The 13,404-nt window shown below is 45.2% G+C and carries 10 protein-coding genes; 5 read left to right on the forward strand and 5 right to left on the reverse strand.

Features of this window, described 5'->3' with window-relative positions:
* Window positions 1-43 precede the first annotated feature (43 nt).
* Window positions 44-1,243, forward strand: coding sequence for an LPS export ABC transporter periplasmic protein LptC (lptC, locus tag QUA97_RS05910; protein WP_194067366.1), 1,200 nt, complete (start codon window positions 44-46; stop codon window positions 1,241-1,243).
* A gap of 81 nt (window positions 1,244-1,324) precedes the next feature.
* The gene (locus QUA97_RS05915) at window positions 1,325-1,912 is read left to right on the forward strand and encodes a Uma2 family endonuclease (RefSeq protein ID WP_333193864.1); all 588 of its coding nucleotides are present in this window, start codon (window positions 1,325-1,327) and stop codon (window positions 1,910-1,912) included.
* Window positions 1,913-2,155: 243 nt separating this feature from the next.
* Here the strand turns inward: QUA97_RS05915 and ffh are convergent, their stop codons facing one another.
* The 3 genes from ffh to QUA97_RS05930 all read right to left on the reverse strand — a co-directional run bounded on the left by ffh (window position 2,156) and on the right by QUA97_RS05930 (window position 5,208).
* Window positions 2,156-3,577 (reverse strand): signal recognition particle protein, encoded by a 1,422-nt coding sequence (gene ffh / locus QUA97_RS05920; RefSeq protein ID WP_333193866.1) that lies wholly within the window; start codon window positions 3,575-3,577, stop codon window positions 2,156-2,158.
* Between the two features lie 382 nt (window positions 3,578-3,959).
* Window positions 3,960-4,139, reverse strand: a complete 180-nt coding sequence (locus QUA97_RS05925) for an HNH endonuclease (protein WP_333193868.1) — start codon at window positions 4,137-4,139, stop codon at window positions 3,960-3,962.
* A 286-nt stretch (window positions 4,140-4,425) separates the two neighbouring features.
* Complete coding sequence (locus QUA97_RS05930; RefSeq protein WP_194067363.1) at window positions 4,426-5,208, reverse strand: calcium-binding protein; 783 nt, start codon at window positions 5,206-5,208, stop codon at window positions 4,426-4,428.
* 579 nt (window positions 5,209-5,787) lie between these two features.
* Here QUA97_RS05930 and QUA97_RS05935 point away from each other — a divergent pair.
* The 3 genes from QUA97_RS05935 (at window position 5,788) to QUA97_RS05945 (ending at window position 9,393) form a co-directional block, all read left to right on the forward strand.
* A complete protein-coding gene (locus tag QUA97_RS05935; protein ID WP_333193871.1) occupies window positions 5,788-8,076 on the forward strand; it encodes a GAF domain-containing protein in 2,289 nt (762 codons plus the stop codon).
* 442 nt (window positions 8,077-8,518) lie between these two features.
* A complete protein-coding gene (locus tag QUA97_RS05940; protein ID WP_333193872.1) occupies window positions 8,519-8,803 on the forward strand; it encodes a hypothetical protein in 285 nt (94 codons plus the stop codon).
* Between the two features lie 170 nt (window positions 8,804-8,973).
* Complete coding sequence (locus QUA97_RS05945; RefSeq protein ID WP_194067360.1) at window positions 8,974-9,393, forward strand: hypothetical protein; 420 nt, start codon at window positions 8,974-8,976, stop codon at window positions 9,391-9,393.
* Between the two features lie 133 nt (window positions 9,394-9,526).
* Here QUA97_RS05945 and QUA97_RS05950 read toward each other — a convergent pair whose 3' ends face one another.
* A complete protein-coding gene (locus QUA97_RS05950) occupies window positions 9,527-9,964 on the reverse strand; it encodes a thiol-disulfide oxidoreductase DCC family protein (protein ID WP_333193873.1) in 438 nt (145 codons plus the stop codon).
* 161 nt (window positions 9,965-10,125) lie between these two features.
* Window positions 10,126-13,176 carry a PAS domain-containing sensor histidine kinase gene (locus tag QUA97_RS05955; protein ID WP_333193874.1) on the reverse strand — a complete coding sequence of 1,017 codons (3,051 nt, stop codon included), beginning with the start codon at window positions 13,174-13,176 and terminating at the stop codon, window positions 10,126-10,128.
* Window positions 13,177-13,404: the final 228 nt, after the last annotated feature.

Below are 13,404 nucleotides of genomic sequence, written 5' to 3' on the forward strand. Positions count from 1 at the left end.
TTACCAATCCCTCCGCTTTGCTCCGCCCAATTATCGATTACCAATGATTAATCTCCAATCTCAAAATTCCCATCTCAAATCCCCAAAATTCGTGCTGCTATTTTTAGCAGCATTGATTTTGGGGATTAGTGCTTGTGCTGCTCCCCAAGAAACTCAAAATAACAAATTAGCGGACGATCTCAAAACCGCTCAGCAGGCAAACAGCAGTTTAACATTGAACAAAGTAACCCTAGAACAAGCAAACGAAAAGGGCGAAACCTTCTGGAAAGTTAACTCAAAAACTGCCGTTTACAGCAAAGACCAAAAGACAGTTGACGTTCAGAAACCAGTGGGAAAATTGTTTCAGGATGGCAAAGAAATATACGACATTCAGGGAGATACCGGGCAGGTATTTCAGGAAGGAAATCAGGTTTTTATCAAAGGTAACATCGTCGCTACTGACCTAAAAAATGGCTTGGTATTGCGGGGAAACGAGCTAGAGTGGCGACCGAAGGAAGATGTTTTAGTTGTTCGCAATAATTTGACCGGAGAGAACAAACAGGTGACAGCTTCAGCGAAGGAAGCGCGGGTTTTCAGTAGGGCGAAGAGGATGGAGTTATTCGGTTCTGTGGTGGCGAACGTGAAAGATCCGGTTTTGCAACTGCGTACCGAGCACTTAGTGTGGTTTGTCGAGCAACAAAAAATCAACAGCGACCAACCGACTCAAATTGATAGATATAAAGATAAAAAAGTAACAGACAGCGGTTTTGCTGACCAGGTAGATGTAGACTTAAAAACCAAGATTGCGACCTTAACGAAAAACGCTCAATTAATGCCATCAGACCCGCCGCTGCAAATAGAAAGTAGTTTGATGAGTTGGAATTTTCCGGCTCAATCTGTGGTATCGCCCGGGCCTGTGAAGGTTTTTCACCGGGTGGAAAAGGTGACAATGACTGGGGATCGGGGGCGGGGAGATTTAGAGAAAAAGATTTTTTATTTAACTGGAAATGTGGTAGGAATTGGGGAAAAACGTCAATCTCAATTAAATACCGATCGCGTAACGTGGTATTTAACTAACCAAACTTTTGACGCAGAAGGAAATGTGGTTTACAAGCAACTAAATCCGGTGTTTAATTTGACTGGGCCGAGGGCGGCGGGAGAGCTTAAAAATCAAACTGTGATTGTTAAGGGTGACGGTGGCGGCGGCCAAGTTGTTACGGAGTTTGTGCCGGATGAAAATAAGGGAATTTTGGAAAGTAAATAGAATTGCAACCGCAGATGTGGGCAGATGAACGCAGGTGAACGCAGATATAATTAAGATGGGATTGAGTAAGGAGCGGTTGGGATGACGACAACTTTAGAAAAGTTAGAATTACTCGATAAACCTATCTTAATTGACGGACTGAGCTGGAGAGAGTTTAAAGCTGTTGAACAGTTGCTCTCGCGTCCGGGGGTGAGATTGTCGTTTTTAGATGGGGTATTGGAGATTAGACGTATTTCTGGAAGAAAACATCAAATTGTTAAAGAACGGATTTCAACGCTAGTGAATCTGTATTTAGAATCCACAGGGATTGATTTTACGCCAACGGGCTCGGTGACACTAGAAAGTGAAACTGGAAGGGTGAAGCGAGAAGCGGATTTGTCTTACGAATTGGGGGCTAACCGAGAACATCCTGATTTGGTGGTGGAAGTGGTGGTGACTAGCGGTGGGATTAATAAGTTAGAGGCTTACAAACGCCTGGAAATTCCTGAAGTTTGGTTTTGGGAAAATGGCGCACTTCGTATGTATTCGTTGGGGGCTGATGAATATGCAGAGGTCGATCGCTCTTGTGTTCTCCCAGACTTAGATATTGTACTATTGGCGCGGTGTATCAATATGGAAAATCACCTTCAAGCCATGCGCGAATTCAGACAAGCAATTCAAAGTGTTTAGCAGCCTGTTTTTAGAGTAGATTATTGAACCGCGAAGACGCAGTACGCGAAGCGGCGCGCCAGCGCTAGGACACGAAGGAAGAATCAGGAAGAAGATAGATTGTTGATAGGGAGGCACCCTAGGGTATTTGGGATGGTGCGTCGCTGTGATATTTTTAAGCTGACTTGCAGATTATCAATAGCGACGCACCCTACGCTTTCTACTTCTTCCTTCTTCCTTCTTGCTTCTTCCCTCTTCCTTCGATTACAACTGACCAAAACCTTTTTTAGGCTTGTTCTTTTTCTTTTTCTTCTGGCCGCCCATTCCCGGCATTCCCGGCATTCCTCCCATTCCTGGCATTCCCGGCATTCCTCCCATTCCTGCAAAGTTGCCTTGACTCATTTGCTGCATCATGGTACGCATTTTTTGGAAGTCGCTGACGAGTTTTGTTACGTCATTTTCGGCGTAGCCTGCGCCTTTTCCTATACGGCGGCGACGGGATGGAGAACTTGCTAAAAGTTCGGGATTGCGGCGTTCTTCAATTGTCATTGAATTAATCATGGCTTCGGTGCGTTTTAGCTGCACTTCTCCCTGCCGCATTTGTTCGTCTGAGAGTTTGTTCATCCCCGGAATCATTTTCATGATGCCGCCGAGGGAACCCATATTTTTTAACAGTCTGGTTTGTTTGAGAAAGTCGGTAAAGTCAAACTTTGCCGTGAGCATTTTCTCTTGCATTTTCTCGGCGTCGGCGATGTCGAATTCTTCTTGCGCTTTTTCGACTAGCGTCAAGACATCGCCCATGCCAAGTATTCTCGATGCCATGCGATCGGGATAAAATGGTTGCAATGCTTCCACTTTTTCGCCTACGCCGACAAATTTAATCGGCGCGCCGGATATTTGGCGCACGGATAAGGCTGCACCGCCGCGGCTGTCGCCGTCTAATTTGGTGAGGATTGCACCGGTAATCCCGATTTGTTCGTGAAAGGTGCGGGTTAAATTTGCGGCTTCTTGGCCGGTCATGGCATCAACAACTAACAGCGTTTCATGGGGTTGTACTGTTTGTTTGATGCGAACCAATTCTGCCATCATTTCTTGGTCGATTTGCAGGCGGCCTGCTGTGTCGATGATGATGGTATCTACGCCTAGTTCTTTGCCGCGTTCGAGCCCTTGGCGGGCGATTTCTACGGGATCGGTATCTTTGCCTAATTCAAATACTGGTACGTCGATTTGTTTACCGAGGGTAAGCAATTGGTCGATCGCCGCTGGTCGATAAATGTCGGTGGCGACTAGCAGTGCGGTAAGATTTTGCTTGCGGAGGTGCAGGGCTAGTTTGGCGGTGGCCGTGGTTTTCCCGGTTCCTTGCAAACCCGCCATCAGGATGACGGTGGGCGCGGATTCGGCGGTGGCGAGGGGTACGTTGGTTTCCCCCATGACGCGGACGAGTTCGTCGTGGACGATTTTGATGAATTGTTGGTCGGGACGGACGCCTGAAACGACTTCTGCCCCTTGTGCTTTGGCCGTTACCTCTCCGACAAAGTTTTTGACGACTTGGAGGTTGACATCGGCTTCCAGGAGGGCGCGGCGGACTTCTTTGATGGCGTCTTGGATGTTGCTCTCGGAGATTTTATTCTGTCCGCGCAGTTTTTTCCAGGTGGATTCGAGTCGATCGGCAAGGGCTTCAAACATAGGGCTTTGTTGGCTAGTCAGTCTTTTTTATTTTAGGGCTAAACGGGGGTTTTTGGATTGATGTTTGCTGAAAGAGTCCCAAACGCACGATCAACTCAAGAAACCGGGTTTTTTATGAAAATATTTCTTGTCACCCACAGCATCGTGTAAAAAACCCGGTTTCTGCCCTCATGGGTAGTTTGATGTTTGTATTTTTTAACCGCTGGCAATTTTCCACTAATTTTTGTTTTATTCTGTTGGCGGGTGCCAGCCAGCACTCCCACTGACGCCTAACGGTGACAGCAATATTATTGTTTAGTTGTAGTGCTGTGACTGTCGCGCGACAGCAGTCTGTAACTCCTCGAATTTCTGTACCTTCTTCACTCCAAGCAAAACGATCCGACTATTGCTGAGTGCGCGGGTTAAACAACGTAACGCTCGTTTGCGTGACTGAATCTAATGCGTCTGTTTGGGTTCCTTTGTAATTATTGCACAGACTGCAGGCCAGCCAGAGGTTTTCTTCAGCGTCGGTGCCACCCACTGCTTTGGGAATAATATGGTCAATTTCTAATATTCCCAGCACATACATTTGTCAACTAGGACAATAACCGCATCAGTCAAGTCGCGAGGGTACAAATTTTAGATTTTGAATTTAGGATTAAACTATTAGTAATTGATGGTTAATTTGACAAGTAATTATTAATCAAACAAATCCTCATTCCTCTTTTAGAGAACTTAAGCTGTGAGACAGGGAATTAATTCCCTGCCGGACTTTTGGACTGCGGAAAAGATTTATTAGCGCCAGCGATCCTTAGCTTCGCTCTACTCAATAAATAGCTCGATCGCCCATCAAATCCGCCTACCAAAAACTAAGCCAAAAACTGGAACTGAGTACCGTTAATTGCCAAAGCAAACGGACTGGCTTCTTCAAAGGAACCGAGAAGCTCAAAGTTATCCGTGTTTAAAACCACCCCCAAAATCCGTCCGTCTCTTCGATTGCGAATCACCATATCATCAATAATTCCGTCGTTATCGTAAGCGATCAGATTGTCGTCAGTGAAGAGGAGGTCTAGTTCTGTTAAACCGTCAGTCAAACCGATGCGATCGCCTTCCTCAAAATTAAAATCTGTAATGACATCGGCTGCATTGACTCCAAATCCTTCGTCGTTGCTTCTGAGCACCAATATATCAGCACCGGGGCCTCCCGTGAGCACGTCAATTCCCCGATCGCCCACCAAGAAATCGTTGCCATCATTGCCGTCTAAATCGTCGTCTCCTTGCCCTCCCCGCAGGACATCGTTTCCAGACCCTCCAAAAATAATGTCGTTTCCCGCGTCGCCCCTAACTAAATCGTTGCCATCATTTCCATCCAGGCGATCGTTCTCTTTGCCGCCGTAAATGATATCATTTCCCTCGCCACCGCCGATAATATCATCCCCATTATTTCCTAGCAGCCGTTCGTTAGAATCCGACGAACCTGCTATGGTATCGTTGCCGTCTAGTCCCCAAACTCCCCAGGGAAAAGACGATAAATTTCCCTCTTCTACGTCAATCTCATCTGGTGTAGCGAATGCCAAAAAACGCGGGCCGCCACCAGCAAATACAGGAAATCCAGTCAAATCACCGATGAGATTGTTAATCGTCAAAGCCATAAGTATGTCCTTGCCAAAATGTTAATATTTACATTATATATTTTAATTAAATCATTGACAAATAGCAAGGCTATTTTATTTTATATTCCTTCAATAGACTCAATAATTGATGGCAATTGGCAAATCATCAATTACTAATTACAATTTTAAATTGCCAAGGCTGTGCCTCGTTCAACCCAAAGCTGCTATTTCGCCGAGGAGTCAAATAGCATTAGTCGCTGACAGGATCCGCTACGGCTCACCGCCTATAATGGGTGTTACCCGTCAGCCCGCAAACACGTTAATATCACCTATAACGTCGAGACTCAGAGGTTGTTTGTCAAGCAAAGTAAAAGTTTTTGGAGCGATCCTCCGAAAATACACCCAGTTTCCGAGACCAATACACAAACTTTACAAACAAGATCTAAGTTCTTTACATTCGCTCTAAATCGCCGTTCGCTCATTTTTTAACAAAATCCACTGCTTTCAGGTGTTTTGCTTATGTCTACTCCTAAATCGCCTTCCCCTCAAAACAACAATAACTCCGTAAAATCACGGTCAACCGCAAGTATCGCTCAAACAGAGCAAGACAGTGACAAGATGTCAAGCGAACCAAGCATGGAACAGCTACTCGAAGCTTTGGCGGCCCAAGTACCCAGTAAATCTGCTGAAATTGAAGGCTTGAAAACGTGGAAACAAGATTTAGAGCGACTGTTTCAATTTCTCGGCGATCGCCGCGTTTTAATCGCAGTCATGGAACCGGGAACTTTTGCCATACGTTATGGTAACGCGGCATTTTGCCGCTTGGCGGGTTGGGAGGGCACGCCCTTGGTAACTCAATCTAATAACGGTTGGTTTGCAGAAGCTGGCATCAGTTTGCTGGAACTGTTCGAGGATGGGGATGTCAAAATGGCAGAGCAATTGTACCGCCGTCACCTTTTGCATTGGGTGTTTAAGCAATTTTATCAAATTGACCTTGACAGTTTGCGGCTGCTAGATGAACCTCTCACGGCGAGTATGAAAAATCCCAAACACCGCGAACCTAAATTTATTGAATTTTGGTTGGGTTCGGAACAGTTAAAAATTACTCGAATTGACTCAAAAATAGATGAATTTGCCGATGTTCGTTTAAAATTAATGCCTGTTGCAGAATTGGAAGCTTGGCTGATGCAGCCGAATCAACTGGCAAATTTAGCCGATCGACTAAATTTAGATAATTACCTGGTGGAAGGTTTGTTGCTGCTAGAAGGTGTTGATGTCACGGTGCAGGAGCAAATACGGCGGCTGACTCAGTTATTGATCGATCGCAATTCGATGCTGCGGCCAGATAAATTTGAGAGAATCGATCGGTGTTTGCGATCGCTCTTCCATGCTGACGGCACTTTGCTGCTGCGCCCCGACGGCGAACAGGCACAGCTATTAGTTGCCAAAGATGACCAAAATTTGCAGCCGATTGTTTATTCAATGCAATCCCTAGAAGCTTCTCACTTTTTTAAGGCTACCGCAGCAAATCAAGTTTGGAACGTGCCAGACTTGCGCCGGGAATGCGAAACCGAGTGCGATCGAGCTTTGCGAAAAATGGGGACTCGATCGATGCTCCTCGTGCCCCTAGCCGTCAAATCTGTCACCCGCGAGGGGTGCGGGCTGCGGATTTTGGGCGTGGTGGGGCTGCTGTGCGATCGGCCCAACCAGTTCAACAACATCGACGCTCAACACGCCCAAGAACTCATTCCCGCCTTCATTGCAGCGCTGCGGCAAGCCATGCAGCAGCGGTTTACCAACATTCACAACATCCACCCCGCAGTCGAGTGGCGGTTCGCCCAAGAAGCAGAAAGGCGCAGTTGGGGACTGCCCCCAGAGACGATCGTCTTTGCAGAGGTTCATCCCCTGTACGGAATTTCCGACATTCGCGGTTCCAGCGACGAAAGAAACCGAGCAATTCAAACAGATTTGCTCGAACAATTCCGCTTGGGTTTAGCCATAGCCGATGCCGTTTGCCAAACACAAACTACCCACCTAGGCGAGCAAATGCGGCTCGACTTGCTCGACTACATCGAGCATTTAAAAGAAAAAGTAACAGTCGATATGGAAGTGCGAGCAGCCGAGTATTTAAACGAGCGTTTAGAAGTATATTTTGACTACTTTGTACAGTGCGGGCCCACGGTTCTGGTAGCAGTTGAAGCTTACCGAGCCGCCTGCGACAACGAACACAATTGCGTTTATAGCGATCGTACCCGCTACGATCAAATGTTGAACCTAATCGGCACTAAACTTCAAGAAATCTGGGCCCGCTGGCAAGAAAAAATGCAGCAAATCATCCCCCACTACTGCGACATCGAATGCACCGACGGCATCGATCACATGATTTATGTCGGAAAGTCGATCGATCCCAAATTCAGCCCGTTTCATTTGCACAGTTTGCGCTACGAACAACTGCGAGCAATTTGTGACTGTGCCCGCACAGTTTTTCGCCTGCAGGCCGAGTGTCAAATTAACATGGAACTCGCCCATTTAGTCTTAGTACAGAATACAACCATAGACATTTTTCACAACGAAAACACCGAAAAAATGTTCGATGTCAAAGGCACCCGCGACATCCGCTACGAACTCGTCAAAAAGCGGATAGAAAAAGCCGTTGACCAAGATGCAAAACAGCGCATTACCCAATCGGGAATGCTAACCGTAGTTTATTCAACGGAAGACGAATGGGAAGAATACCAACAATACTTGCGCTACTTGTCACGGGAAGGTTGGGTAGAGGCAAAAGTTCAGACGGGGATGGTAGAATCACTGCAAGGAGTCAGCGGTTTAAAATTCGCCCGCGTGCGTATTTTGCCGGATACCAAATCTCTTGCAGAATACCGTGAAGTTACCGTAGTCACCGAGTAAAATTATCCCGAAAATAATCTTAATTTTCGTCTGGTGCAGGGCAGGCAAAATATTTTGAGCGTACCTCTTTTAATATCAATTGCGGTTGCAATCCTCATGATGTTAACGGTTAACAGTTAACGGTTAACAGTTAACAGTGAATTTACTATTCTGATGAAGAGAGGGATTGCTATAATAGCTACAAATAATATCAAATCCTCTCTTCATCGGAATGATTCAGATCTATATTCTCGGACTCTGTGTACTCTGTGTTCTAGCGCCGGTTAAATCACCTGACGATGCAACCGGAAACGATATAATCTAAAAAATCTGCGTTACATCTGTGTGGTATCTGCCTTGAATCGGCGGTTGATGTAATCGATGATTTATGCAAGAAGTATATTGAAGGATCGATCGCTAAACACCTCATTTTTTGAGCGAACTGCTATAACCCTACCAAGGGATGTCAGCGGAGGTGAGGGCGAAAATATTTGACTGCTGGTTTACTACCAAAGGAGTCAGAAAGGGTAAGGGTTTGGGGCTGTCTATCAGCGGCCAAAGCGTGCAAGAAACCCGCGGCGGTAAACCCAGTTGCAAATCTGTGTTTCGTGGAGGTACCCAATTTGCGATCGCAAATGTCGATCGACTAAAATTTATGCAGCTTGGGAAAAGACAGCAGAAAGTTCGGCAACGGATGCAAGTAACGGATGTAACGCACTCCCACCGAAGAAACCGGTTTTTTACCTGAACTGTGGACTCTAACGAAGTATTTTTGTCAAAAAAACCAGTTTCAGGCTACCTATGCGTCTCAGACTGTAATCTATCAAAGAGTCCACAGTTTACCGTTTAAAGCAGGCAATATGCAGTTACATTATTAGCTAAATGATGTCATAACTGTATTTGATAGGAGTTTTTCTAGTGAACGCTGCCGAACAAGCCAGAAATATAGAATTAGCTAGCAAAATTGCTGCGGTTGTTAATTTATTCAAATCGGAATTCCCGGATGTGAAAGTCGATTTGAAACCTTGGATGAACGATCGGGATACCAGGGAACTTGTCGATCCAGATTCCATCGACATTGGCTTCCATTTTCCCGGTAGAAGCCGCTACTTGCAAAGCCGCAGCATCCTGATTCAAATCCGATTTTACCAAGATCCAGTCGAAGGATCTCGGCGGGCGATCGGAGTTGAGGCAGCCGGTTACGATCATAGCGGTCAGCAGTGGCGCTTTTCTACCGTGGAAAATTGGGATTTTGTGGGTGAAACTGAACCTGTTGCGGAGTCTGCCGAAAAGCTCAAACACTTTTGCCGCGAGATATTCAATTTGTTTAATAGCTAATATTAATTTCTGGTTAATTACACATCATAAATCAGGCTTATAGTAAGGACTTTAGTCCTTATTAAGGCTTGTAGTGAGGACTTTAGTCCGTATTAAATTAAATTATCCTCGATGGAAAAAACTAAAGTCCTCACTACGAACCGGATTTTAAGTCGGGATTTTCGCAATTGTCGATCGCCCTACAGCCAACTGCATAAACAGATTTGTACGTTGTCGATCGCTTGCCAAACAAAGTATAGCGGTTATCGCGGACTTGTTCGTACAGGCGATCGCCCATCCACTTCATCCCCGGCATAGCGCGGTAAGCCGCCACAAACACCTCACCAGCAGGCAATATCCGCCCGATTTCCTCCGCCGCATCGCTACCTTGCCAGCGTTTTTCTAGATTCTGTGAATCTATCAAAATCATCCCCATTTCGCAGTCATCGGTAGCGATCCCAAAGCGATCTAATCCCTCTAAATCTTGCATAGAAATATATTCAAAATTCTGCCCTCCATCTAAGTTTTCCAGTAACTGCACCAAGGTGACGCAGAGATTGCAATTGCCGTCGTAAATTACCTTGTAATTCATAGGTTAACTGTTGACTGTTGAATGTTGACTGTTGACTGTTGACTAATGACTAATGACTAATGACTAATGACTAATGACTAATGACTAATGACTAATGACTAATGACTGTTAACTGTTAACTGTTGACTACTGACTACTGACTAATGACTACTGACTACTGACTACTGACTTCTAGCGACAGGAATCTCGATCGCAAATTCCGTACCTTGACCCGGTGCAGAATGACATTTAAGCTGACCGCCGTGCTTTTCTACCACAATTTGATAGCTGATAGACAACCCCAAACCCGTACCTTTACCGGGTTCTTTTGTAGTAAAAAACGGATCGAACAGCCTTTGATGAACCTCTGCTGGAATCCCCGGCCCGTTGTCAGCAATCCGAATCACTATATGAGAAGCATCCCCAACAGAATGATCCGCCACAGCATCCCGTTCGTATTTTACACCAGTACAAATCCGCAGCGTCGGCGAAGGACAAGAAGGAATAGGCGCAAGTTCCCCATCTGCCCAATGTCCCGTGTCCATTGCTTCTTCCAAAGCATCTATTGCATTACCGATAATATTCATAAAAACCTGATTCAACTGTCCGGCATAACACTGTACGCGAGGCAAATCACCAAACTCTTTGACTAGCGTAATTTTCGGATGTCCTGCAGTTTCTTTTAACCTGTGCTGCAAAATCAACAAAGTGCTGTCAATCCCTTCGTGAATGTCAACCTGTTTTTGTTCGGCTTCATCCAATCGCGAGAAATTCTTCAGCGACAGCACAATTTGACGAATTCGCTCGGCTCCCATTTTCATCGATGTTAACAGTTTTGGCAAATCTTTGAGCAGAAAATGCAAATCTACATCCTCTATCTCTTGTAGAATTGCTGCTGTTGGTTGAGGATATTCCTGCTGGTAAAGTTGCAGCATTTTTAGCAAGTCTTTAAAGTAATCGTCAGCGTGCATGACGTTGCCGTAAATAAAGCTAACTGGATTGTTGATTTCGTGAGCTACACCAGCTACTAACTGCCCCAAACTCACCATTTTTTCATTTTGAACCATCAGGCTTTGAGTTTTGTGCACGTCCCGCAGCGCTTTGGCAAGTTCTTCATTTTTATTCCTCAATTGACTTTCCGAAAGGCGCACTGCTTCTTCTGCTTGTTTGCGATCGGTAATATCTTTGCGAATTGCTACATATTGATGGGGTTCTCCGTTAGAATTTAAGCAAGGTACAATAGTTGTATCCAACCAGAATAATGTGCCGTCTTTAGCTTGATTTTTCATCTCTCCCCGCCAAACATTTCCTTGGCGAATGGTAGACCAAAGATGCTTGAAAAAATCCGGTGAATGATAAGCTGAATTGACAAGTCTGTGGGTTTTGCCGATCAAGTCTTCTCGATTGTATTTAAAGAGTTCGCAAAATTGGTTGTTGACATAGGTAATGACACCGAATTCGTCGGTATTCGAGACGATCGCAGATTCATCTAATGCAAATTTTTCAAATTCTAATTCTTGCAGAGTTTGGCGCAGTTCGGCTTCGGCTTGCTTGCGATCGCTAATATCGGTAATCATCCGCAAAACACCCGAAAATTCGCCTTTGTCATCGAACATCGGTGTCGCTGAGACGATCGCCCACAAGTGAGATCCATCAGAGCGAGTAAACTTAAAATCGTGGCGTTCCCGAATACCTTGTCGCCTGCGCTTTACGTAACCTTCAGCTATTTCCCTCGCCTCGGCGTCGATAAACTCAAATAGCGATCGCCCCAGCATCTCCTCCACAGTATACCCCAGCATTTCGGCCATCCGAGAGTTAGCAAAAGTCGTGGTGCTATCACCGTCAAACATCCAAACGCCCTCCGAAGCCGTCTCTACAATGCAGCGGTAATAACTCTCGCTCTCCCTCACTGTTGCCTCTGCTTGCTTGCGATCGGTAATATCAGTTTCTACCGCAATAAAACCTTCTAGTTTCCCAGTTTCTTGATAAATCGGCACGATCGACATCGCCACCCAATAACCTTTTCCATCCTTGCTGTAATTGTAAATTTCCTGATTAAACGGTTCACCTGTCGCCAAAGCCGATCGCATTTGAGCAATAGTTAACGGGTCAGTGTGAGGGCCTTGCAGCACATCAACCGGTTTTTTTCCCAGCACTTCTTCTAGCTTGTAACCGCTAATCCGAGTAAACCCTTCATTCACCCATTCAATGCAGCCTCGATCGTCAGTAATAATCACACCATTTTGCGTTTTTTGAGCCACGATCGCCAACCGCAACAATTCTGTTTCAGTTTTTTTACTTTCCGTAATATCTTGAGCAATACCCAGAATGTACTTAGGCGCGCCGGAACTGTCAAACAAAGGAACTTTTTTAGCCTGCAAAATCCGCTTTCCCCGGCGCGGTAGTTGAATAATTTGTTCTGGCAAATCCACACATTTTCCCGTAGCCAATACTTCTAAATCTTGGGTTTGCAAGTAATTTGCCTCCTCTGCTTCCAACAAATCAGCAGCATTGTTATTAAGCACTTCATCGCTGGAATAGCCAAATAAATTTTCGCTGGCTTTATTCCAATAAATAAATTTTTGTTCCGTAGCATCTTTGATAAACACGCTAATCGGCAGATTTTGCAGTACCGCATTCAGAAAATCTTCTGTATTTCGCAGCTTTTCCTCAGCTTGTTTGCGCTCCGTAATATCCCAAATCACTCCGTCGATATAAAAAACCCGCGACTGAAAATTTGCGGGCGAAATCGGCGAATCAGCAGCAGACAAAAACCCCTCAATTTCCCCTTGTCCCTCTTGTTTTCCTCTAGCCTCATTTACCTCGCCGCCAACAGATCGGCCTTTTTCGCAAACCCAGCTAATTTCACCGTCAGCCCGGACAATACGGTATTCAAGAATGTACGGAGTTTTTGTTGCTACACTTTTTTGGACAGCAGCATCCACATTTTTGCAGTCTTGAGGATGGATAATGCTGGCAAAAGAACGGACGCGATCGTTGATAAAATCAGAAGATGGATAGCCTGATATTTCTTGAATTGCCTCGCTCAAAAACCCCATTGTCCGTGTTGTGAATCGGCCGTCGCCCGTACCCTCGCAGGTACAGCGATAGACAGCACCGGGAATATTAGCTACTAAGTTTTTATAGCGTGCTTCGCTGCTTAACAAAGCTGAGTGGTCTTCGTTATGGCGATCGCCGTTATTAAATTTAGAAGAATTCGAGGAAGTTTGCATAATTTAGTCACTTGTGAGTGTGGGGGCAAGTGTTAGAGTAGATGCCTGTATAAAAAATGAATTTAATTGGGACAATAATCCGCTATCAACTAATATAGTACAAAATTACTTGGACTAACATTCAAAAAATTTTATTCTGGTTAATAGGTAAAGCTAATCAAAGATATTATGTAGAACGCAGAAGGTCGTTCGCCAAGGGATTTGATAACGGATTTAAGGGATTTAACC

Origin of the sequence: Microcoleus sp. CZ3-B2 (assembly GCF_036705055.1) — a bacterium.
Lineage (GTDB): Bacteria > Cyanobacteriota > Cyanobacteriia > Cyanobacteriales > Microcoleaceae > Microcoleus.

Excerpts from the sequence above, each read along its gene's own strand:
- lptC (WP_194067366.1), top strand. The coding sequence starts at position 44 with ATGATTAATCTCCAATCTCAAAATTCCCATCTCAAATCCCCAAAATTC.
- QUA97_RS05915 (WP_333193864.1), top strand. The coding sequence starts at position 1,325 with ATGACGACAACTTTAGAAAAGTTAGAATTACTCGATAAACCTATCTTA.
- ffh (WP_333193866.1), bottom strand. The coding sequence starts at position 3,577 with ATGTTTGAAGCCCTTGCCGATCGACTCGAATCCACCTGGAAAAAACTG.
- QUA97_RS05930 (WP_194067363.1), bottom strand. The coding sequence starts at position 5,208 with ATGGCTTTGACGATTAACAATCTCATCGGTGATTTGACTGGATTTCCT.
- QUA97_RS05935 (WP_333193871.1), top strand. The coding sequence starts at position 5,788 with ATGTCAAGCGAACCAAGCATGGAACAGCTACTCGAAGCTTTGGCGGCC.
- QUA97_RS05940 (WP_333193872.1), top strand. The coding sequence starts at position 8,519 with ATGTCAGCGGAGGTGAGGGCGAAAATATTTGACTGCTGGTTTACTACC.
- QUA97_RS05950 (WP_333193873.1), bottom strand. The coding sequence starts at position 9,964 with ATGAATTACAAGGTAATTTACGACGGCAATTGCAATCTCTGCGTCACC.
- QUA97_RS05955 (WP_333193874.1), bottom strand. The coding sequence starts at position 13,176 with ATGCAAACTTCCTCGAATTCTTCTAAATTTAATAACGGCGATCGCCAT.